Origin of the sequence: Nostoc sp. 'Peltigera membranacea cyanobiont' 232 (genome assembly GCF_002245985.1) — a bacterium.
Classification (GTDB): domain Bacteria; phylum Cyanobacteriota; class Cyanobacteriia; order Cyanobacteriales; family Nostocaceae; genus Nostoc.
In genome coordinates this window covers 58,154-78,779 of sequence record NZ_NOLK01000022.1, presented here as the reverse complement: position 1 = coordinate 78,779, position 20,626 = coordinate 58,154, and the positions used below count along the sequence as shown (strand labels likewise).

Annotated in this window: 21 protein-coding genes; 11 read left to right on the top strand and 10 right to left on the bottom strand. The window is 42.3% G+C overall.

Annotated elements, in window-relative coordinates; all coding sequences use genetic code 11:
* Nucleotides 1-103: 103 nt before the first annotated feature.
* A complete protein-coding gene (locus CDG79_RS40900) occupies nucleotides 104-364 on the bottom strand; it encodes a hypothetical protein (RefSeq protein ID WP_143855454.1) in 261 nt (86 codons plus the stop codon).
* A 162-nt stretch (nucleotides 365-526) separates the two neighbouring features.
* On the opposite strand from CDG79_RS40900, the gene dnaJ reads away from it, so the two are divergent.
* From dnaJ to rsgA, 3 genes are read left to right on the top strand one after another with little or no spacing between them, the layout of a single operon-like run.
* Complete coding sequence (dnaJ, locus tag CDG79_RS10255; RefSeq protein ID WP_094342040.1) at nucleotides 527-1,657, top strand: molecular chaperone DnaJ; 1,131 nt, start codon at nucleotides 527-529, stop codon at nucleotides 1,655-1,657.
* The gene (locus tag CDG79_RS10250) at nucleotides 1,657-1,914 is read left to right on the top strand and encodes a sulfurtransferase TusA family protein (RefSeq protein WP_094342039.1); all 258 of its coding nucleotides are present in this window, start codon (nucleotides 1,657-1,659) and stop codon (nucleotides 1,912-1,914) included. The genes dnaJ and CDG79_RS10250 overlap by 1 nt, the downstream gene beginning before the upstream one ends.
* Entirely contained in the window at nucleotides 1,911-3,011 is a 1,101-nt protein-coding gene (rsgA, locus tag CDG79_RS10245) for a small ribosomal subunit biogenesis GTPase RsgA (RefSeq protein WP_094342038.1), read from the top strand. Before CDG79_RS10250 ends, rsgA begins: the two co-directional genes overlap by 4 nt.
* Before the next feature lie 77 nt (nucleotides 3,012-3,088).
* Here the strand turns inward: rsgA and CDG79_RS10240 are convergent, their stop codons facing one another.
* Nucleotides 3,089-3,604, bottom strand: a complete 516-nt coding sequence (locus CDG79_RS10240; RefSeq protein ID WP_094342037.1) for a DUF7638 domain-containing protein — start codon at nucleotides 3,602-3,604, stop codon at nucleotides 3,089-3,091.
* 578 nt (nucleotides 3,605-4,182) lie between these two features.
* On the opposite strand from CDG79_RS10240, the gene CDG79_RS10235 reads away from it, so the two are divergent.
* The 3 genes from CDG79_RS10235 (at nucleotide 4,183) to CDG79_RS10230 (ending at nucleotide 6,215) form a co-directional block, all read left to right on the top strand.
* Nucleotides 4,183-5,772, top strand: coding sequence for a glycoside hydrolase family 57 protein (locus CDG79_RS10235; RefSeq protein ID WP_094342036.1), 1,590 nt, complete (start codon nucleotides 4,183-4,185; stop codon nucleotides 5,770-5,772).
* A 70-nt stretch (nucleotides 5,773-5,842) separates the two neighbouring features.
* Nucleotides 5,843-6,034, top strand: coding sequence for a DUF6888 family protein (locus tag CDG79_RS42225; protein WP_442939548.1), 192 nt, complete (start codon nucleotides 5,843-5,845; stop codon nucleotides 6,032-6,034).
* A complete protein-coding gene (locus CDG79_RS10230) occupies nucleotides 6,018-6,215 on the top strand; it encodes a DUF6887 family protein (RefSeq protein ID WP_069070282.1) in 198 nt (65 codons plus the stop codon). The genes CDG79_RS42225 and CDG79_RS10230 overlap by 17 nt, the downstream gene beginning before the upstream one ends.
* A gap of 82 nt (nucleotides 6,216-6,297) precedes the next feature.
* On the opposite strand, the gene CDG79_RS10225 is transcribed toward CDG79_RS10230, so the two are convergent.
* From CDG79_RS10225 to petC, 6 genes are all read right to left on the bottom strand, one after another.
* Nucleotides 6,298-6,984, bottom strand: coding sequence for a Uma2 family endonuclease (locus tag CDG79_RS10225; protein ID WP_094342035.1), 687 nt, complete (start codon nucleotides 6,982-6,984; stop codon nucleotides 6,298-6,300).
* 16 nt (nucleotides 6,985-7,000) lie between these two features.
* Entirely contained in the window at nucleotides 7,001-7,156 is a 156-nt protein-coding gene (locus tag CDG79_RS43585) for a cupin domain-containing protein (protein ID WP_223278087.1), read from the bottom strand.
* A gap of 114 nt (nucleotides 7,157-7,270) precedes the next feature.
* Nucleotides 7,271-7,726 (bottom strand): type II toxin-antitoxin system YhaV family toxin, encoded by a 456-nt coding sequence (locus tag CDG79_RS10215; RefSeq protein ID WP_094342034.1) that lies wholly within the window; start codon nucleotides 7,724-7,726, stop codon nucleotides 7,271-7,273.
* Nucleotides 7,726-8,046 (bottom strand): hypothetical protein, encoded by a 321-nt coding sequence (locus CDG79_RS10210; RefSeq protein WP_094342033.1) that lies wholly within the window; start codon nucleotides 8,044-8,046, stop codon nucleotides 7,726-7,728. Before CDG79_RS10210 ends, CDG79_RS10215 begins: the two co-directional genes overlap by 1 nt.
* A 291-nt stretch (nucleotides 8,047-8,337) precedes the next feature.
* Nucleotides 8,338-9,339: a cytochrome f gene (gene petA, locus CDG79_RS10205; RefSeq protein WP_094342032.1), complete on the bottom strand. Its 1,002-nt coding sequence runs from the start codon at nucleotides 9,337-9,339 to the stop codon at nucleotides 8,338-8,340.
* A 106-nt stretch (nucleotides 9,340-9,445) separates the two neighbouring features.
* Nucleotides 9,446-9,985, bottom strand: a complete 540-nt coding sequence (gene petC / locus CDG79_RS10200) for a cytochrome b6-f complex iron-sulfur subunit (protein WP_094342031.1) — start codon at nucleotides 9,983-9,985, stop codon at nucleotides 9,446-9,448.
* A 228-nt stretch (nucleotides 9,986-10,213) separates the two neighbouring features.
* Here petC and CDG79_RS10195 point away from each other — a divergent pair, with 228 nt between their 5' ends.
* On the top strand, nucleotides 10,214-10,522 hold the full coding sequence (locus tag CDG79_RS10195) for a DUF3067 family protein (RefSeq protein WP_094342030.1): 309 nt from the start codon (nucleotides 10,214-10,216) through the stop codon (nucleotides 10,520-10,522).
* A gap of 76 nt (nucleotides 10,523-10,598) precedes the next feature.
* Here the strand turns inward: CDG79_RS10195 and CDG79_RS10190 are convergent, their stop codons facing one another.
* Together CDG79_RS10190 and tatC are read right to left on the bottom strand one after the other, a co-directional pair.
* Entirely contained in the window at nucleotides 10,599-10,931 is a 333-nt protein-coding gene (locus CDG79_RS10190) for a tRNA-binding protein (protein ID WP_094342029.1), read from the bottom strand.
* A 45-nt stretch (nucleotides 10,932-10,976) separates the two neighbouring features.
* Entirely contained in the window at nucleotides 10,977-11,771 is a 795-nt protein-coding gene (gene tatC, locus CDG79_RS10185; protein WP_094342028.1) for a twin-arginine translocase subunit TatC, read from the bottom strand.
* 496 nt (nucleotides 11,772-12,267) lie between these two features.
* On the opposite strand from tatC, the gene CDG79_RS10180 reads away from it, so the two are divergent.
* The 4 genes from CDG79_RS10180 (at nucleotide 12,268) to CDG79_RS10165 (ending at nucleotide 20,499) form a co-directional block, all read left to right on the top strand.
* Nucleotides 12,268-12,498 (top strand): hypothetical protein, encoded by a 231-nt coding sequence (locus CDG79_RS10180; protein ID WP_094342027.1) that lies wholly within the window; start codon nucleotides 12,268-12,270, stop codon nucleotides 12,496-12,498.
* 154 nt (nucleotides 12,499-12,652) lie between these two features.
* Complete coding sequence (locus tag CDG79_RS10175) at nucleotides 12,653-13,510, top strand: SDR family NAD(P)-dependent oxidoreductase (RefSeq protein WP_094342026.1); 858 nt, start codon at nucleotides 12,653-12,655, stop codon at nucleotides 13,508-13,510.
* A gap of 549 nt (nucleotides 13,511-14,059) precedes the next feature.
* The gene (locus CDG79_RS10170) at nucleotides 14,060-15,397 is read left to right on the top strand and encodes a P-loop NTPase fold protein (protein WP_094342025.1); all 1,338 of its coding nucleotides are present in this window, start codon (nucleotides 14,060-14,062) and stop codon (nucleotides 15,395-15,397) included.
* Entirely contained in the window at nucleotides 15,367-20,499 is a 5,133-nt protein-coding gene (locus tag CDG79_RS10165; RefSeq protein WP_094342024.1) for an nSTAND1 domain-containing NTPase, read from the top strand. Before CDG79_RS10170 ends, CDG79_RS10165 begins: the two co-directional genes overlap by 31 nt.
* Nucleotides 20,500-20,626: the final 127 nt, after the last annotated feature.

Genomic DNA, 20,626 nt, shown 5'->3' with positions numbered 1-20,626 from the left:
ATTTTAATATATTTAATATTTATTATGGATTTAGCGAAGTTTCACAAGACCCCAGGGGTTTGCTAGATTGTAGAAGCAAATTACTGCTAGGAAGTATGGCGGTTCAGATCCGATCCAAAGCATAAGGGTGGTTTTCCACACCTAATGGTGCGGCTAGCCCCTCTGGTTGATGGGCGGGGTTTTCCTCTCCTACGTAGCACAATTGTAAAAGAGACAGCCGACTTGGCAGTGAGAAGTCGGAGCAAAGGCTTCCCCTGCTCATAACTTCTGTGGCTTTTGTCGTCTTCCACGAGGAAAGCACCTGTTGCTCGAAATTTGTCGGTGATTTTTGTAAAAGGTAAAGGGTAAAATCAGTTATTAACAAAAATTAATTTTATCTTCTGCCTCACCTCCGGCAAGCCACCCTCTGAAGGACACTGCGTTGCTCTTCAAGAGTTATAGGCAAAATGCTTTTCTGTAGGGTAGCAAGTGACCGTGACGTTCTGCTGACTTCTGCTTTCTTCCTTCTAACTTTTACCTTTGCTATATGGCCCGCGACTATTATGAAATCCTGGGTGTCTCTCGTGACACCGACAAAGAAGAACTCAAACAAGCCTATCGCCGTTTAGCCCGAAAGTTTCACCCAGATGTGAACAAAGAACCGGGGGCGGAGGATCGCTTTAAAGAGATTAACCGTGCTTATGAGGTACTCTCAGAACCCGAAACCCGCGCTCGTTACGATCGCTTTGGGCCAGAGGGTGTCTCAGGTGCTGCTGGCGGGGGCTTCCAAGATGTCGGTGATATGGGCGGTTTTGCCGATATCTTTGAAAGCATTTTTAGTGGCTTTGGTGGCGGTATGGGTAGTCCTACGCAACAAAGACGGCGCAGTGGGCCTGCAAGAGGCGACGATCTACGGCTAGACCTGAAGTTAGACTTTCGGGAAGCAGTATTTGGCGGCGAAAAAGAAATTCGCATCTCACATTTAGAAAATTGTGAAGTCTGTAGCGGTTCTGGTGCTAAACCTGGAACTCGCCCCCGCACTTGTTCGACTTGTAGCGGATCTGGTCAAGTCCGCCGTGTTACTAGAACACCCTTTGGCAGTTTCACCCAAGTTTCGACTTGTCCCACCTGCAATGGGACGGGGATGGTAATAGAAGATAAGTGTGATGCTTGTGATGGCAAGGGCGCAAATCAAGTCACCAAGAAACTCAAAATTACCATTCCGGCTGGGGTAGATAATGGTACTCGTTTGCGGATTTCTAGTGAAGGAGATGCCGGTCAGCGCGGTGGCCCTCCTGGAGATTTATACGTTTACTTGTTCGTAAATGAGGACGAAGAATTCCAACGGGATGGCATTAATATTCTTTCGGAAATCAAAGTTAGCTACCTGCAAGCGATTTTAGGTTGTCGGTTAGAGGTAGATACGGTAGATGGCCCTGTAGAATTGATTATTCCAGCCGGAACTCAGCCAAATACGGTGATGAAGTTGGAAAATCGCGGCGTACCTCGCTTGGGTAATCCTGTCAGTCGTGGGGATCACATGCTGAACGTATTAATTGATATTCCCAACAAAGTCACCCCAGAGGAGAGGGAACTGTTAGAGAAGCTGGCTAAAATTAAGGGCGATCGCACTGGTAAAGGCGGTCTAGAAGGATTCTTGGGAAATTTATTTAAGTAATGATGCCCTCTTCTCTTTTAACTCCCGATGCTCAACTTGATTTACGCGGCACCCCTTGCCCAATTAATTTTGTGCGGACAAAATTACGTTTGGAGAAAATGCCATTGGGAGGTTTGCTAGAAGTCTGGCTAGACCCTGGTGAGCCGATTGAGCAGGTTCCTGATAGTCTGACAATGGCAGGTTATCAGGTTGAAGAAATTACAGACTGTACTAGTTATTTTTCTCTGTTAGTGCGCCGTCCAGTTGCTAGCCAATGACAGATTTTGCCGCAACTGGACAGTTATTGGGTACAGTGGTCGCTGTACAGGCTAATTTTTACCGAGTACAGCTGGATCAAAAACAGGGGGAGATCAGGGAGATGGGGGATCAAGATTCTCATCTTCCTTATCCCCCTCTCCTCCTCTGTACTCGCCGAACCCGGCTAAAAAAAATCGGTCAACAGGTTATGGTAGGCGATCGCGTTGTGGTTGAAGAACCAGATTGGGCTGGGGGACGGGGAGCGATCGCTGATGTCTTACCTCGTCACAGCGAATTAGATCGTCCCGCGATCGCTAATGTCAACCAAATCCTCTTGGTATTTGCCGTTGCCGATCCACCTTTGGAACCTTATCAACTGAGTCGGTTTTTAATTAAAGCTGAGTCTACTGGCTTGGATGTGCTTTTATGTTTGAATAAAAGTGATTTAATTTCAGAGCAAGAACAGCAAAAAGTTAGCGATCGCTTACTTGCTTGGGGCTATGAACCAATATTTATTAGCGTCAAAGATGGCATAAATACCGACCAAGCAGGTAGATATTTAAGCAATAAAATTACGGTAATTGCTGGGCCTTCCGGTGTGGGTAAATCTAGTCTAATTAATACATTAATTGATTCTGCCAAGCTGCGAGTCGGAGAAGTTTCTGGCAAACTAGCTCGCGGTCGTCATACCACTCGGCATATAGAATTATTTGAGTTACCTAGCGGTGGTTTACTGGCAGACACTCCTGGCTTTAATCAGCCGGACATGGATTGTATCCCAGAAGAATTAATATATTATTTCCCAGAAGCAAGAAAGCGGTTAGCAGTTGCTAGCTGTCGGTTTAGTGATTGTCTGCATCGAGATGAACCTGAATGTGTGGTACGGGGAGATTGGGAACGATACGAACATTATTTAGAATTTTTGGATGCTGCGATCGCACATCAAACACAGCTACACCAACAAGCCGATCCAGAATCCACCATGAAATTAAAAAGCAAAAGTAAAGGCAAAGGGCAGAGTCAATACGAACCCAAGCTAGAAAGTAAAAAATATCGCCGAATTTCCCGCAAGACTCAGTTACAAGACTTGCAGGAATTATATCGAGACGAAGAATAAGGAGTGCTATGTCTACGACGGACTGCGCCTACGCATTTCTATCTATAAACAAAATGTTGTACCGATGTTAATTCCTCTTAGTCGCTCCATTTGTTTAAAATTGAGCGATATTCCGAATCTTTGTCATCCATATCACCTAAATATATACGACAGTGTTTAGGAACAGCATCATAGGCTTGGCGCAAATACTCCTTATTTGTCTCATTTGGCTCATGCTTGTATTGTGTTAATGTCTGTCGGCAAATCTCTCCTGTTGTTAGCTGCCCATTGAGTCGTCGGATCTCGTCTTCAACTTCTTTAACAAACTCCTGCTCCTCAACTCTTGACTTCACTTGATAGGCGGTAAAATTAAGACCAGACAGGATCATTGAGACTCTTGCTCCTTCAGGCAAATGAGTTGTAATCCAACCTTTGCTCACCTTTTCTTTGAAACCATCAAAGTCAACCATCCCCCAGCAATCAATTCTGCCGTCTTTGTAGACCTTAATTTCGGTGACAAAATATTGCTCACCATTCTTGATAAAGGCTTGCAAAAATACGCCAGGAATGGTTACGCCATCAACTATGCGATAGATTGTGTTATGGAAGGACATATAGCGGTTATCGATTGGATGAGAACACCAAAGTCCTTGCTGTCAAATCATTTCAGCAAAGTTTTTGTATCTCACTGAACTGCACACCGCTATAATAACAACTCATCGTTATACAGTAGCGGATGACTCATTAAAATATACGTATTTGCACAACTATTTATTATGCAGAATTTTTTATATAACTGCTCTAAATCAGTTTTGTATGGCTAGTTAAGGAACAGCCAAGCCTGATTTGAACATGAAATACTTGCGGTGCTTATTGCCAATATTAGACATCTCCCTTAACAAACAGTATCTACTGTACTCTTCGCTTGATCTCGGTAGGCCCCTCTGAATGCTTACCATATGTGTAATGTTCAAATCATCAGATTTTGGCAGATACTGAGTTTAATTTTTACGTGTCAGCAAAAACACGCAGTGGAGGCACAAGAATACAACAATATTGGCTGTACCCCTACAAACACTGTATTTAACTCATATTGAAAACTATTCTTACGATCCCCATAAAGTCTTAAAATATTGTTAATTTCAGCCAAACCTCTCAACCTTCAACTTACAAGTATCACCCCAAAATCACTATGTCTATCGGCTACGTCGCGCTTGTACTCCACGCACATCTGCCCTTCGTTCGTCACCCGGAAAGTGACTACGTGCTGGAGGAAGAATGGCTCTATGAAGCCATTACAGAAACCTACATCCCCTTATTGAAAGTATTTGAAGGCTTAAAGCGAGACGGTATCGACTTTAAAATCACAATGAGCATGACACCTCCTCTTGTGTCAATGCTCCGCGATCCTCTGCTGCAAGAACGCTATGAAGCACACTTAGCCCAACTAGAACAACTTATACAACTAGAAGCAGAACATAATGTCAATAACGGACATCTTCGTTATTTAGCCGAACATTACGCTACTGAGTTTAGCGAAGCGCGTCAGCTATGGGAAAGCTATAACGGCGACTTGGTGACAGCTTTTAAGAAGTTCCAAGACAGTAACAACCTGGAAATCATCACCTGCGGCGCTACTCACGGCTATTTGCCGTTGATGAAAATGTATCCAGAAGCGGTGTGGGCGCAAATTCAGGTAGCCTGCGAACATTACGAACAAACCTTTGGACAACCACCCAGAGGTATTTGGTTGCCGGAATGCGCCTACTATGAAGGTTTAGACCGGATGCTAGCCGATGCTGGGTTACGCTACTTCCTCACCGATGGACATGGCATCCTTTACGCCCGTCCCCGTCCGCGCTTTGGCACTTATGCACCAATTTATACAGAAACTGGTGTTGCTGTCTTTGGTCGAGATCATGAATCCTCTCAACAAGTATGGTCTTCTGAGGTGGGCTATCCTGGGGCGGCAGAATATCGAGAATTTTACAAAGATTTGGGCTGGGAAGCAGAATATGAGTACATTAAGCCCTACATCATGCCCAATGGTCAACGGAAAAATACAGGTATTAAGTATCACAAAATTACAGGGCGTGGCTTAGGTCTATCAGATAAAGCACTTTACGATCCTTATTGGGCTAGAGAAAAGGCAGCAGAACACGCTGACAACTTTATGTATAACCGAGAGCGCCAATCTGAGCATCTCTATGGTATGATGCAGCGCCCGCCAATTATCGTTTCACCTTATGACGCAGAGTTATTTGGACATTGGTGGTATGAAGGCCCCTGGTTCATCGATTACCTATTCCGTAAGTCGTGGTATGACCAAAAAACATATCAAATGACCCATTTAGCAGACTATTTGCGAGATCAGCCAACTCAGCAAGTCTGTCGTCCTTCGCAGTCGAGTTGGGGTTTCAAGGGTTTCCACGAGTATTGGTTGAATGAAACAAATGCGTGGATTTATCCGCATTTGCACAAAGCTGCGGAACGGATGATTGAAATCTCGCATTTGGAACCAGAGGATGAATTGCAGTGGAAAGCGCTTAACCAAGCGGCGCGGGAACTGCTATTAGCACAATCTTCTGACTGGGCATTTATTATGCGGACGGGAACAATGGTACCCTATGCAATTAGAAGGACGCGATCGCACCTGATGCGGTTCAATAAGCTCTATGAAGATGTGAAAGTCGGCAAAGTTGACAGTGGTTGGTTGGAAAAAGTCGAGTTAATGGATAATATCTTCCCCGAAATCAACTATCGCGTCTACCGTCCGCTATAGTCTTCACAAAAAGTAATCAACAGCAGTAGGGTGGGCATTGCCTACCCTATATTAGTAGTGAGGAGCGTTTATTTTACCAACAACAGACCAAGCCTTAGCCTGTATAAGGGTTTGTCAAATGCTGTCAAATCTTTATAAAGACATCCGCTTATTTCGATTTGACGACAAAACCGGACAAGTTTACATCCTAGCTGGAGATGAACTCCAAGTCATTGTACTAAGTAATGGAATCTGGGATTTTGTCAATGAACCAGAATTATGAGCAAATGAGTTTTACAGAGTTGAGAGCTTATGTCGTGGAAAACCGCGAAGACATTGAAGCTCTACGTTTTTTAATGAGCAAACGTGACCCTAATTCTAAAGGCTATCCTATGCCTGTGACAGAAGCTGATATGCAAGCCCAGATGGAAATAATTCGGCGTAAGATTAATGGAGAACTTTGAGATTATTGTCTAATTCAGTAAGCATAATTAGGGTAGGTAAATCATACTCACCCTATTATTTTGTTAACACTGCCGGATTTAGCTAAAGGCTATCTGGATCAATATTTAATTCTCGAAGTTTAGCAGCTAATCTTTGCGCTTTCTCTTCTGCGGCTTGTCGTGCGGCTGCTTCCTCTTCATGAGTTAAGAGTGTTTGACCAGTCGCTGGATTGTAAAAACGCAGTTTTCCTGCTTCTAGGTGTAACTCTAGCCCCAAAACTTTACTAGGTAAGGAAACTGTACCATCTGGGAGGGTATTGGCTGCCACTGGGAAATAATTCCCATCGACCAATTGTAAACCCTGGAGTTGGGGATTGAGATAATCGCCTGTAGGGTCATATTGGAAATATTCACGTACCCCTAGAAAGGCGTAAATTCCTTTCTTTGCACCTTGGTCTTTACTGCGGGTAGTTTTTGAGGTAATCTCTAGAACAAAATCTGGGGTTTGATTATTTTCTTCCCAGGTTTTGTAAGATCGTCTATCACGGTTTTCCACTCCAAATACCACAAATACATCTGGGGCTACAACTGATTCTGGATAACCTTTTTCGTAGTAAATAAATAGATTACCAGCGACGTATACATCTGGATGATTTTGAAAATAAATTTCCAGCACAGTGGTAGCGTATACAAGACACTTGCGCTGTAAATCACCTTCAGCCATCGGCTTACCATCCTCATCTGGGTACTCAATCGGGGTAACGGGGATATACTCTATTGAGACTGTCATGGGCGAATCCCTCAACTCAACTAGGGCTAGATTTAATAATATCGCTCAAAATGCGATCGCCATGACTAGGAGGTTGTGAAATTACCAGAAATTCCAAATCATAGTCGCTTTCATTAAGCATCTGATGAGGAATATTAGGTGGGACTTCTACACCTTCGTGTGGAGAAAGCACTTGGCGGGAAGCATCATTTCTAAGGTTGCCTTTCCAGATAAGATAAGATAAAGAAAAACTGGCGCGATCGCTGGTGATAATGTCTCACTTCAAAATCGCTGCTTACTCTTCGTTTTAATTTTCAGGATCTTTTAATTCACATTCTGCAAGGAGATTATCAATACTTTCAGGAAAATCCCCATTCTCTACTTTTTTGCTAAAAACTTGATAACAATCATTTTTATCGCCTTCCTTCCGAGGAAAACCTAACCAAAGAATAATAATGATTTTTGGTTCTTTGAATGCTCTAAAGAATAATCTATATCGTTCAGGTAGCCCCATTTTTTTGAGACGGCTATACTTTTGCAAAGGTTTTTGCAAAGCAAAATGACTAGCAAAAGGGTCTTGAGGAATTTTTTCTTTAATGCCAATATTCAATGCTTTTAAGAATTTGACATCTGAATGTGTAATAAATTCTTCTTTAGGTAACTCATTTTTTAAAACACGAACCCTATTACGCAATTCTACCCATTGTTCGTTAAACAATGGGTAGAAAAAAATTTGCCATCCATTACAAGTAAATGCAGCCATTAATCTATAACTACATCAGCCAGTAAATCATCCATTTCATCGCTCATTTCTTGAGTATAAGGAACGAGTTGAGAAGGGTTATGCATAGCATCCTTCATCAAAAAGCCAAGAAAAAGGCTCATCATAATGCCCTCATCTTCATCAGCTTCATCAACGTTATCGGTTTCTAATCTAACTAAGAACGTGTTATCAGATAGCACTTCAATATGACCTGAAGCAGTAGCTAAATCAGGATAATCTTTAGAGAATGCGCGAGGTAAGCGAAACCCATCTTGATTTCCTACCTTTGCATGAGTGATGCGATAACTTTTTACAGCCATGAGGTAATTCCTAAGTAGGAAGACACTAGATATTCAAACGCAATACCTAGACATCATAAATTTGATATGAGAAGTTATGTTTTGTTATAACGATTGTTATAACTTACAACTAAAACATAACAGATTCCACAAAAAAAGACTATAAGTTAATATAATTTTTTTATTACGTAAATATGCTTATTAAAGCAAATTAAATATAAACCTCTGAGTCCTATGTACAGATTTGGAACCATAAAATATAAAAAAGACAGGCAACCTGCCTGTCCTACAAATAATGATTTAGCAAAGAATTTAGAAATTCATCTCAGCAGCTTGAACTTTCTCAACCTGCTTCTTCTTCAGCACAAGCATAACTTGAGCTAACATTACAAGAGCGGTGAATGCAATCATCCATTTGACTCTAGAAGCGTCTTGCAGTACGATTTCTGCATCTATTTGACCGAATCCACCAACGTTCGGGTTGCTGGTCAAAGCATCACCAGTCTTAACTGCTTGCCCTTCGGAAACAAGCAGGTCTGGCCCAGCAGGAATCGTATCAACGACAACATCACCAGATTCAGGTTGGATGTTAACTAGATATTTGACGTTACCATCTCCATCTTCCTCTTTGGCAATCTTGGTAATTGTGCCAGTAGCGGAAGCGTTGTAAACACCATTGTTACTTTTTTCGCCAGTAGGATAAACTTGTCCGCGTCCCCGATTACCACCTACGTGAACTGAATATTTACCGAAGTGGATGTTTTTGTCGGTTGCAGGGTTGGGAGAAAGAACTGGAAAGATGATTTCCTGATACTGCTCACCAGGTAAAGGGCCGACGATGACGATATTTTCTTTGTCTTCGCTGTAGGGTTGGAAGGCAGTGTCGCCAATTTCTTCTTTAAGTTCCTCGGAAATCCGGTCTTCGGGAGCAATCTTAAAGCCTTCAGGTAGCATCAGTACAGCACCGACGTTCAAGCCAACCTTAGAACCATCGGCACCAACCTGCTGGGCGCTCAGATCGTAAGGGATTTTCACCACAGCTTTAAATACAGTGTCAGGTAGCACCGATTGCGGAACTTCCACTTCTGTTGGCTTGGCTGCTAAGTGACAGTTGGCACAAACAATCCGCCCGGTTGGTTCGCGGGGGGTTTCGGGATAGGTTTGCTGTGCCCAAAATGGATAGGCGGCAGCTGATTGGGGAAGAGCTAGATCGCTGGTGAAGTAAAATGTCACAGTGGCGATCGCTATGAGCAATGTTTTGACGATCGCTCTAGCACTGCGAGTTAATCTCGCTGTTCGGAAAACATTTCTCATCTCTAATAAGGGCAAAGATTGAATTTGTCATTAGTCATTGGTCATTAGTCATTAGTCATTAAGCCCTGAATAAAGGACGAATGACTAAAAACTAAGGACAAAATTATTAACCCCACCAAGGTGCATCACCGGTGCGGAAGTCGGTTTCAGTCCAAGGGGTCAAAACGATTTTGTCATCGCTTACATTGGTATGGGCTAAAGCCAAAGATAGCGGTGCTGGGCCCCGAACAACTTTACCAGTTTCGTCATACTGGGAACCATGACAAGGACATTTAAATTTGTTCTCAGCAACGTTCCAGGGGACGACACAACCTAAGTGGGTGCAGATGGCGTTAATGCCATAATCTTTGATCGCTTCTTTGCTATCTACCACAATATAGGTAGGATCTCCCTTAAGTCCTTGGACTAGGTTGCGATCGCCTGCATTCCGGTTTTCTAGAAATTTTGCAACGCTAACATCGTTACCTAACTCGTCTTTTGCCGTTACACCGCCACCAGCACCACCTGTTGCTGGTGGAATAAAGTAGTTGACAACGGGATACAATGCACCCAGAGCTACTCCAGTGACAGTCCCAAAAGTGAGCAGATTCATGAACTGACGACGACCCATATCGGGCACGTCTGCTGATTCAGAAAATTGAGCCATAATCTACGCGCTCTTTGTGTATTTTGTTAAGCATTTTGACAAAAGTACTGTACTTGAGGAACTCTTGTCTAAGTCGAAATGCTAGCGCTCACAACGATGCCATACTTCTTTGTTCCAAGATATATTTAGCATCTTTTCTGTTAGCATTACATTTCTTTATATCCTTATCATACTGGAGTCACGGAACTTAACATCATAACTAAATGTAAAATCTGATTGAGAAAAGCTATGACAGGACAGGAATTACGTCAAATGTTGCTTGAGAAATGGGGATATTCTTACGATGTCCAGTTCAGGCGGGCACAGGGAAAGATATTTTTGCAAGTAATGTGGAAATATCTGGAGCAAGCTTCTTTTCCCTTGAGTGAGGCGGAGTACCAAGAGCATCTTGACAGCATTGCTAATTATCTTCATGCCTTGGGTGGGTCAATACAGGTACAAACATTCATTACCCAAACACGCGATCGCCCCCGGCTCGGTAAAGCTGTTAGCATTCCTCTCGATTTGGGCGAACGCTCTTCGGAATGGATATTATGACCTACTCTTGCATTAATGTTAATAAATTAAATTTCTGAGTATTTACAGTACTTTTATCCAAAAATACCATAATGTGCTATAAAACTCTTTTCCCCACCGTTACATCTCTATCTGGCTGAATTAATACAACTTCTCCATCGTCTAAAACGACTCCCAAGACTAAAACTTCCGAGATAAAATTGGCTATTTGACGGGATGGAAAGTTAGTAACAGCTAATATTAATCTGTTGATTAATTTCTCTTGGTCATAAAGTTTAGTTATTTGGGCACTAGATTTTTTAATGCCCAAATCGCCAAAATCTATCCACAATTTATAAGCTGGTTTTTTTGCTTTAGGAAATTCTTCGACTTTGATGATTTTGCCAACATGAATCTCGATTTTTTCAAAATCACTATAGCTAATAAACATTTGGTCAAAAACTCAGCGTGAAAATCTTTTTCCCTATTCCCTATGTTATTTACCTGTGAGCTTCACCAGTCCAACACCACCGAAATAAAGTCCTAAAACTGCTCCTGCTAAAAGACTTTGAGTTAGGGGGTCAGTAGAAGGTGTAAGCACGGCTCCTAAAACCACTGCTCCCATAATCACGTAACGCCAACCAGAAACCATCTGTTCAGATGAGACAATATTCAAATTACCGAGCAACAGCTGAATAATAGGAATTTGAAATGCTAAACCAGTGCTGAATAACAATAGCAGCACAAATTCAAAATATTTATCAATTGACCATAGTTGTTCGACTACATCTGCTCCGTAGCTGATGAAAAACTTCAAAGCTGCGGGGATAAGCAGTAAATAGGCAAATACTAACCCAGCGCCAAACAGTACACTCGAACCCAAAACCACAGGCCCCAGTAAACGGCGTTCGCGGCGAGTTAATCCTGGAAGTACAAATTGGATAATCTGGTAAAGAATGAAAGGACTAGTAAGTACAAAACCAGTGTAAGCTGCAACCTTGATGGAGACAAAGAAATATTCTCCGGGTGCAAGTTGGAGAAATTTTACTCCTTGGGCTGGAACCTCAAGTAGCTGGACAATTGGCTTAACGGCAAAGAAACAGCCACTAATACCTACCGCTACGGCAATCAGCGAATAGAAAATGCGCTGTCGCAACTCTTCTAGGTGGTCGAAAAGGGACATTTCGATTTCACCTGGCAACTCATCAAGAGGATCTGTGTCTGAGTTGCCATATCCTTCTGGGTCGATGTTGGGAACGTTTACAGTATCTACGTCTTGTGAAGGCGGCATGAGTCAGCTAGTAGGCAACATTTGTAACTGAGTGCTGAATAATGAGCAAAATTTTTTACTCAGAATTTTAAACTCGGCACTCTTCATTATTTTATCCGGGGAATGCAGCTACTAAGATATGTTTTTGGGTGCTGTGGGTTTTTTGTCCTGTTTTTTGGGGTTGCATCTGCATAAGTTAGTAGGAAGCCATCTTGTAGGCAATGCCTAACCTAAAAAAGGGTGGAACCGATAATTTATAAATCACGTCTCTGCGGCTAGTAGTCTGTCTAACTAGTTTTGATGGTTTGTAGTAAGCACTTTGGTGTTTAAAGAACAAGGGCTAAAATCCTTACTACGAGATTGTCTAACTATCAATTTGAAATTGATACACTACTAGTAACGCTGGGTAAATTCACACAACATCAACATAAATAATACTCAGTTTTAAAAATCCGGTTCATCAAGGTGGCATCTATACATACATAGCGCAATCGGAAATTTTTAGCTGAGGTTGGGTATGAACCGGACAATTTGCATTGCCTTAATGGCATTGCCTGTTTATTTATACAATGTTGAGTTAGGCAATACTTATAGTAGTGACGTGACAATTGTCAAAGACCAGTTTCCCGTAATAGCTGCTCTAATTGCTTACAGTACAAATGCCGACTCACGCATATTGCCGTGGCAAATATCGGCTAGAGATGACCAAACTGAAGATTGTCTTCGGTTTGGTACTTGCAAAGATTGATCGGAAGGAGGCAGGAGATAAAGATACGTCCTTGTTTAATCAAACCTGTTCACTTCACGGGAGAGACTTCCCTTATGCTTTGCTGCCAAAGGCGGCTTTGATACTAATTGGTAATTTGTAATTACGGCAGTCCCATCATAAAAAAAGAAAATTAATGGTTGTAGCAAATCAAGGTACAGTCGTGGTTACGGGAGCATCAACAGGAATTGGTCAAGCGTGTGCTTTGCTTTTAGACCAGTTGGGCTTCTCTGTTTTTGCTGGGGTGCGTCAAGATATTGATGCTCAAACACTTAAACAGAAAGGATCGCCAAGACTCATTCCGATTTTTTTAGATGTTACTGACGCTGAATCGATCGCAGCTGCGGTCGATCGGGTAACAAATGCAGTTGGTGGTACTGGAATTTTAGGTTTGGTGAATAATGCGGGAATTGCTGTGCCTGGGCCTTTAGAATTATTAGCGATCGCAGAATTTCAACACCAGATGCAGGTTAATGTCACCGGACAATTAGCCATAACACAAGCATTTCTTGGTCTTTTACGCCAAAGTCGGGGTCGAATTATCAATATGGGTTCCATTGCAGGTAGGAGTCCTACACCGTTTCTAGGAGCTTACAATGCTTCCAAATTTGCCTTGGAAGCACTCTCTGATGTGATGCGGATGGAGTTACGACCTTGGGGAATCTCGGTTTCAATTATTGAACCTGGTTCTATTGCTACTCCAATCTGGGAAAAGTCTTTAAGTCAATCTGAAGTAGCACAATACGACCTACCACAATCGGCACAGAATCTCTACGGTCAAGCGATGAATATTGTCCGCAAGAAAATGCAGGTTCTCGCATCTAAGGGAATTTCTGCGGATATTGTCGCTCAGACTGTTGTTCATGCGCTGACTGCAAAGCAACCCAAGACGCGCTATCTTGTTGGACAAGATGCCAAACTCGGAGCGGTGCTAAAGCATATTTTGCCTGATAGGCTACATGACAAGATAATTTTATACTCAATGGGGTTGTAGATTCCCGATTGTCAATACTTCAGGGGTCGTCACTCTGAATACAAAGGCTGTTGCGAACAAAATCATGATTTTTATCAACAAAATCATGATTTTTGTCAAGAAAAGCAGAATCTAGTCAGAAATTAACTCTGAACGGAAGTTGACTTAAGCAACATTTTTGTTAAAAGTCTGATTATGTAAGGATTGGAGATTCTTCTCTCACAAAATTAACAGAAGCTCCTTAATAACTCAAGCTGATGATAGGTTCAAGAGAGCCACAAAATTGTACCTAACAGTACCTTTTTTTGTGTTGGATATTTTTAATATTCATAAGAGTACCTTATTTAAGGTTAGAGATTTTTGCTATTTGTACTTATAGGAGTATTTCTGCTTACTTTAAATAAAATCTCAACATTACTATGTTCTACATCTAACCTGGATATAAACAATTATCCGAAATGCTGCTAGTTTAGTTAGTAGTTAGATAAAAGTAAAGCATAAATTCCCTAAAATCAATATATTTATTTAGTAAATTTTGCTATCCCCATTCTTGAGTGAACTTGATTAGTTATGCTCCTAGATTTAGAAAGATTTTATCAGGCTTGCAATCCGAGCAGACCTCTAATTATAGGAAACCCCAGCGATCGCAGGTACTATATCGATTTTGCTGCGGTGCGGGGTGGTAAAATCATCGAAGCTTTGCAGCGCACGATCGCTCGAATCTCGCCGGATGTTCCCACCTGTCAGCTATTTACTGGACATCTCGGCTGTGGAAAATCAACAGAGTTGTTGCGGCTCCAAGCTGAGTTAGAAGTGCAGCAATTTCATGTAGTTTACTTTGAGTCTACCCATGTCTTAGAAATGGCAGATGTGGATGTGACTGATATTTTGTTAGCGATCGCCGGTCAGGTGAGTGAAAGCCTAGAAGCCATGAAAATCAGGCTTAAACCTGCTTATTTTACCAAATTGTTTGCAGAACTTGTGGATTTCTTGCACACCCCAATTGAACTTGGGGTAGAAGCAGAGTTATCTGTGGGGATTGGTAAAATTACAGCTAAAGCTAAAGAAAGCCCACAATTGCGGCGGCGCTTAAGGGATTATCTAGAACCGCGAACAGCAAATATTTTACAGTCAATTAATCAAGAATTGCTAGAACCTGCTAACAAGCAACTGAAAACCAGAGGTAAAAAAGGTCTGGTGGTTATTGTTGATAACTTGGATAGAGTCGCAATTCGACCTTTACCATCGGGGCGATCGCTGCCAGAATATTTATTTATTGAACGGGGCGAACAGTTACGCAAACTAAATTGTCACGTAGTCTACACTATTCCCTTAGCCCTGACTTTCTCCAACGATAGCGCCGAACTTCAACATCGTTTAGGGGGAGGAGTCGCACCAAAAGTCTTACCAATGATCCCTGTACGTCTGCGCTCTGGCGAGATTTTTCCTCAAGGGCTAACATTATTACGGCAAATGGTACTAGCTAGAGCTTTTCCAGACATTTTACCTAGCGATCGGTTAGGCTTAATTACAGAGGTGTTTGATAGTCTGGAAACCTTAGATCGCTTGTGCTTAATTAGTGGTGGTCATGTCCGCGACTTGCTAGGGTTACTGTTTGACTGTCTGCGAGAACAAGATCCACCTTTTGATCGGGAGTGTGTCGATTTGGTGATTCAAAGACAGCGAGATTACCGAGCTAATGCGATCGATCCTCATGAGTGGGAACTAATCTTCCAGGTGGTGCAACAGCAACGGGTGAGAGGTGATATAGAGTACCACACCCTATTGCGAAGTTTATTTGTATTTGAATATCGCGATCATCAGGGAGCTTGGTTTGCCGTCAACCCAGTTTTAGCAGAGACGGAAAAATTTAAATCATGGTTGAACGACACCCACAAGCAGATATAAGAGCAGCTAATGAGCGGGCTTTACGGAGTTTGGGGAGAGCAATTGCCCTTTCTAGCGGTCAATTTTCCCTGGTTTTGGTGTGCTGCAATTATCGGGTTTTGCAAGAACTTATGCTGCAACGACTCGAAAAACTCTCTTCAGGAGTACACCAAATCCAAAAGGTAATTCTGCCCCATAATGCTAGAAGCCTTTACACAAGTATTCATTTACAACTGCTAACCCAAGATAATCCGCCATCGGCGTTGATGATTTTGGGTTTAGAATCAGTAGATGGCATCGACGATCTACTGAGGTCTATCAATCATATTCGGGATGAATTTCGCAAACGCCACCCATTCCCAATGATTTTGTGGGTGAATGAGGAAGTGTTGCAAAAGGTAGTCCGTTTAGCACCAGATTTTGCTAGCTGGGCGGCTACACCGATTCAGTTTGAGATGACAACTCAATCACTGTTGCAGTTTTTGCAACAGGAAACTAACTCTTTGTTTGCCACGGTGTTAACAACCGATGCTGGACAACAACAAATTCCTCAAGTTATAGAGCATTATTCCACTGTAGAGCAAGTCTGGAAACATAGCTATGAACTCCACTTTGCCATCAGAGAGTTGCACGAGCGTGGTATTACCTTAGAGCCAGAATTATACGCTAGTTTAGAATTTATTTTCGGTCTAGATAATTATATTAGCGATCGCATCAATGCAGCCTTAAGGCATTTTCAGCAAAGCTTGCTGGTTTGGCAAAATTTGGCCAAAAAAGAGAATGAAGAAGCCGGGGGAGCAAGGGGGGATGAGGGGGTATTTTCTTCGTCTACGCCTCCATCTCCCCCATCTTTGCTACTGTTGCGACAGGGAATTTTGCTGTTTTATATTGGGCTATGTTATTGCCGTTTAGCAGAGCAAAATCAAACAGAAAGCCGTCGCCATTGGTTCACAGCCAAATCTTATTTTCAGCAATGCTTGAATATCTTGCAGGTGGCTGGGCGTTTAGATATAGTTGCGGGATTTATTGGTCAACTTGCTGAGGTTTTGCAATATCTGCAAGACTGGGAAGAGTTGCAGACAGTTGCTCAAAAGTCTTTGGAGTTGCATCAAACTTATGGTAGTCAAATTCAATTAGCTTGTGACTACGGTTTTCTGGCGCAAGTCGCTGTGCAGCAGTCGCGGTGGGTACAGGCGAGTATTTTAGCACACGTATCACTGCTAAAATTAGCTGAAGCCCAAAAGCAGAATGACCCTTATAACTGCTTATTTCCATTATTGCTGGGGCAAGTTTACTATTTAGTGTTGGCGAAAGCACAGCGAAATTTAAGTGAACTAGTAATCGCTCGTGAATATTTAGAAAAGGCAACAAAAGAACTACCAGCAGCCTTAGAAAACAGTTCCCATCAATACGATGCCCATCGTTATATTCGCTTATTGCGGAGACTGCGATCGCTATATTTTGAAGAAGGTCGCTATTTAGAAGCCTATTACATTCGCCAAAAACGGCGTTCTGTTGAGCAGCAGTATGGTTTTCGGGCTTTTATTGGTGCAGGGCGTTTGCAACCGCAAAGACAGGCGACAAACCCAGCATTGATGGTACCATCTGGGAGTAGTAGCGTTGCTTTAGAAATTGCAGCTTCTGGTCGGGAACGGGATATTAATAACTTAATTGGCAGAATTAGCCGCGCCGATCAAAAGCTGACAGTGATTCACGGTCAATCAGGTGTGGGTAAGAGTTCCACTGTGACGGCGGGTTTAGTTCCAGCCCTGCAAAATCGAGCCATTGGCGACCAAATAGCTATACCTGTGGTATTGCAAGTTTATACCGATTGGGCGCGGGAATTAGGGAAATCTTTAAGTGAGGCGATGTCTAGTGACGCATCCCTTGCCATCTACGCTGATATTAAGCCAGAAGCAGCCATTGAACTGGAGGCTCTGCCTTACTCTGGCACACCCATCGCAATTCTGACAATTTTACAACAACTCAAACAAAATGCTGATAACCATCTGATTACAGTTTTAATTTTTGACCAATTTGAAGAGTTTTTCTTTGGTTATAGCGATCGCAAGCAGAAGCAAGAATTTGATAAATTTATTAGTGATTGCCTAAATATCCCCTTTGTCAAAGTTATCCTTTCCTTGCGAGAAGATTATTTACATCGGTTATTAGATTTTAAACATCTTTCAGCACTGGAAGCGATTAATAATAATATTCTCGACAAGCATATTCGCTACCAATTGAATAACTTTTCGCCAGAATATGCTAAAGCAATTATCCGAAAATTGACCGAGCGATCGCAGTTTAATTTAGAACCTGCCTTAATTGATGCCTTAGTCGAAGATTTATCCACAGAATTTGGTGAAGTCCGCCCTATTGAATTGCAAGTTGTGGGAGCGCAAATTCAAGATGAGCGCATTACTACATTAGAAGAATATCAGCCATATAGACCCAACAAACTTATTGAGCGATATCTTAAGGAACTGATTAAAGACTGCGGGCCAGAGAATGAACGAGCCGCATTACTCGTTTTATATTTATTAACAGATGAAGGGAACAACCGACCATTTAAAACTCGTGCTGAATTGGCGGCGCAGCTAGCAGAGTTAGAAGATGCTGGTAAATTAGAGTTAGTATTAGATATTTTAGTTAGCTCTGGTTTGGTGGTACTATTCCCTGATGTACCCGAACGCTATCAACTGATTCACGATTATTTAGTAGACTTGATTCGCTACCTGCAACAGCAGGAATCGAGTTTACAGGTACAACTAAATCAGTTGCGCTACAAAGTAGAACAAAGTAAGGCTGAAATTGAGCGACTTAAAAGCGAACTTAGCCAAAAAAAGCAGCGTTTTAAATTGGTAGATTCCCATCCCCAACAGGGATTAGACTTATTAACAGAACTACGAGAATTACACAAGCGGGAAGAATTGAGTCAGTTACAAATTGAGCAATTACGAGCTGAACTCAAAGAAAAAGAATTAACAGCTAAACTCGCAGAAAGTCAAAAGAAACAAAGACTTAGTGAAGCTCAATTAAATCGTTCCTTGAAAATTGCCCTAACTGCTTCTGTTCTCGCTATATTAGGATTAAGTATTTCCATAGTGACAGCAGTAGATAGCGAAATTAAAACTCTTAGTGCATCCAGTGAAGCCCTCTTTGCCTCGCAAAAAGGTATTGATGCTTTAAAAGAAGGTTTAAAGGCAGGGAAAAAATTACAACAGACAGTCTGGGTAGATTCCTATACAAAAGAAGAAGTACAAACGGCACTTTATCAAGCAGTTTCTGGGTTAAGAGAATATAACCGCTTAGAAGGGCATATATCGGGAGTAAATAGTGTTACATTTAGTCCTGACACCTCTTTAATTGCCTCAGCCAGCGCCGACACTACAATTAAACTCTGGCATCCTGATGGTAGCTTGGTCAAAACCTTATCAGGGCATGAAGATGTCGTTAATAGCGTCAGTTTCAGTCCAGATGGTCAAATTATCGCTTCCGCTAGTCAAGATAAGACGGTGAAGCTTTGGAGTCGAGAGGGTCAACTGCTTGCTACTCTCTTAGGGCATCAGGGTGTAGTGAATAGTGTCAGTTTTAGCCCAGATGGACAGATTATTGCCTCAGCAAGTACAGACAAGACATTAAAACTGTGGAGTCGGGATGGTAAATTACTCAAAACCTTGCAGGGACATAATAGTGCAGTTTTGAGTGTCGCTTGGTCAACCGATGGTCAAACCATTGCTTCTGGGAGTTCTGACAAGACGGTGAAATTGTGGAGTCGGGATGGTAAACTGCTCAAAACCTTACAGGGACATAATGATGCAGTTTTGAGTGTAGCTTGGTCGCCCGATGGGAAAGCGATCGCTTCTGCTAGTTTAGACCAGACAATCAAACTATGGAATCTGGAGGGTAAACTACTGCGAACCTTATCAGGTCATAGTGCTGGAGTTACCAGCGTTAGTTTTAGCCGTGATGGTAACACCATCGCTTCCGCAAGTACCGACGAGACAATCAAACTTTGGAGTTTTGAAGGTGTACTATTAGGAACCCTGAAGGGACATAATAATTGGGTTAACAGCGTCAGTTTCAGCCCAGATGGTCGCACCCTAGCTTCTGCAAGTCGGGACAAAACTATTAAACTCTGGCATTGGGATGATGTGTTACTGCGAAAGCCCAAAGCCGATAATGATGATTGGATAACTAGCATCAGTTTTAACCCAAGCGATCGCACCTTAGCAGCCGCGAGTCGAGACAAAACTGTAAAACTCTTCAGTCTAGACGGTAAACTACTCCGTACATTTACAGGGCATCAAGGTCAAGTTTGGGGAGTTAGTTTTAGCCCCGATGGTAAAGCGATCGCCTCGGCTAGTAAAGATAAAACCGTAAAGCTTTGGAGTCCTGACGGTAAACTGCTCAACACCTTACAGGGTCATAATGATACCGTCTTGAGTGTAGCTTGGTCGCCTAATAGTCAAATAATTGCCTCAGCTAGTAAAGATAAAACAGTAAAACTTTGGAGTCCTGACGGTAAACTATTCAAAACGTTGCAAGGACATCAAGATGCAGTGAATTGGGTAAGTTTTAGCCCAGACGGTAAATTGCTAGCCTCAGCCAGTGATGACAAAACCGTGAAAATCTGGAGTTTAGATGGTAAATTACTATACAATTTAACTGGTCATAGCCGCCGGGTAAATGGAGTTGCTTGGTCGCCGGATAGTCAAGTAATTGCTTCAGTTAGTATTGATAGCACCGTCAAACTTTGGAGTCGGGACGGTGATTTGCTAAATACTCTCGCGGGAGATGGTGATAGTTTCATCAGTGTGAGTTTTAGCCCCGATGGTAAGACTTTAGCCGCCAGCAGTGATGACAAAGTGAGGATTTGGAACCGAGAAGGGACATTACTAATTGCTTTGAAAGGCTATGAAGCTGAGTTAACCAGCGTCAGTTTCAGTCCTGATGGTAAGATTTTGGCTGCGGGTAGTGGTAATGGCACAGTAATCTTCCAAGATTTGGCAGATATCCAACTCGAAAATTTACTCCCGCGGGGTTGCCATTTGCTACATGATTATTTGCAGACTAATCAGAAGGTCATCAAGAGCGATCGCTCCTTGTGTTTTGGTAGGTAATGCAAAATAATTATGAGAGGCGATATTGAGCAGTAACCGCAGAAAATCCTAGCTGTAATGAGTCACCACGTTTAAAATAACTACACTATTGGAAAATATTATAGATCCCAAATCCGCGATAAATCAC

Bases quoted from the DNA above. Each gene is read 5' to 3' on its own strand.
- CDG79_RS10195 (WP_094342030.1), top strand. From the start codon at position 10,214: ATGACAGGACAGGAATTACGTCAAATGTTGCTTGAGAAATGGGGATAT.
- CDG79_RS10170 (WP_094342025.1), top strand. From the start codon at position 14,060: ATGCTCCTAGATTTAGAAAGATTTTATCAGGCTTGCAATCCGAGCAGA.
- CDG79_RS10215 (WP_094342034.1), bottom strand. From the start codon at position 7,726: ATGGCTGCATTTACTTGTAATGGATGGCAAATTTTTTTCTACCCATTG.
- CDG79_RS10235 (WP_094342036.1), top strand. From the start codon at position 4,183: ATGTCTATCGGCTACGTCGCGCTTGTACTCCACGCACATCTGCCCTTC.
- CDG79_RS10250 (WP_094342039.1), top strand. From the start codon at position 1,657: ATGATGCCCTCTTCTCTTTTAACTCCCGATGCTCAACTTGATTTACGC.
- petC (WP_094342031.1), bottom strand. From the start codon at position 9,985: ATGGCTCAATTTTCTGAATCAGCAGACGTGCCCGATATGGGTCGTCGT.
- CDG79_RS10165 (WP_094342024.1), top strand. From the start codon at position 15,367: ATGGTTGAACGACACCCACAAGCAGATATAAGAGCAGCTAATGAGCGG.
- CDG79_RS10180 (WP_094342027.1), top strand. From the start codon at position 12,268: ATGAACCGGACAATTTGCATTGCCTTAATGGCATTGCCTGTTTATTTA.
- CDG79_RS10240 (WP_094342037.1), bottom strand. From the start codon at position 3,604: ATGTCCTTCCATAACACAATCTATCGCATAGTTGATGGCGTAACCATT.
- dnaJ (WP_094342040.1), top strand. From the start codon at position 527: ATGGCCCGCGACTATTATGAAATCCTGGGTGTCTCTCGTGACACCGAC.
- CDG79_RS10190 (WP_094342029.1), bottom strand. From the start codon at position 10,931: ATGTTTATTAGCTATAGTGATTTTGAAAAAATCGAGATTCATGTTGGC.
- tatC (WP_094342028.1), bottom strand. From the start codon at position 11,771: ATGCCGCCTTCACAAGACGTAGATACTGTAAACGTTCCCAACATCGAC.
- CDG79_RS10225 (WP_094342035.1), bottom strand. From the start codon at position 6,984: ATGACAGTCTCAATAGAGTATATCCCCGTTACCCCGATTGAGTACCCA.
- rsgA (WP_094342038.1), top strand. From the start codon at position 1,911: ATGACAGATTTTGCCGCAACTGGACAGTTATTGGGTACAGTGGTCGCT.
- CDG79_RS10210 (WP_094342033.1), bottom strand. From the start codon at position 8,046: ATGGCTGTAAAAAGTTATCGCATCACTCATGCAAAGGTAGGAAATCAA.
- CDG79_RS10230 (WP_069070282.1), top strand. From the start codon at position 6,018: ATGAACCAGAATTATGAGCAAATGAGTTTTACAGAGTTGAGAGCTTAT.
- petA (WP_094342032.1), bottom strand. From the start codon at position 9,339: ATGAGAAATGTTTTCCGAACAGCGAGATTAACTCGCAGTGCTAGAGCG.
- CDG79_RS10175 (WP_094342026.1), top strand. From the start codon at position 12,653: ATGGTTGTAGCAAATCAAGGTACAGTCGTGGTTACGGGAGCATCAACA.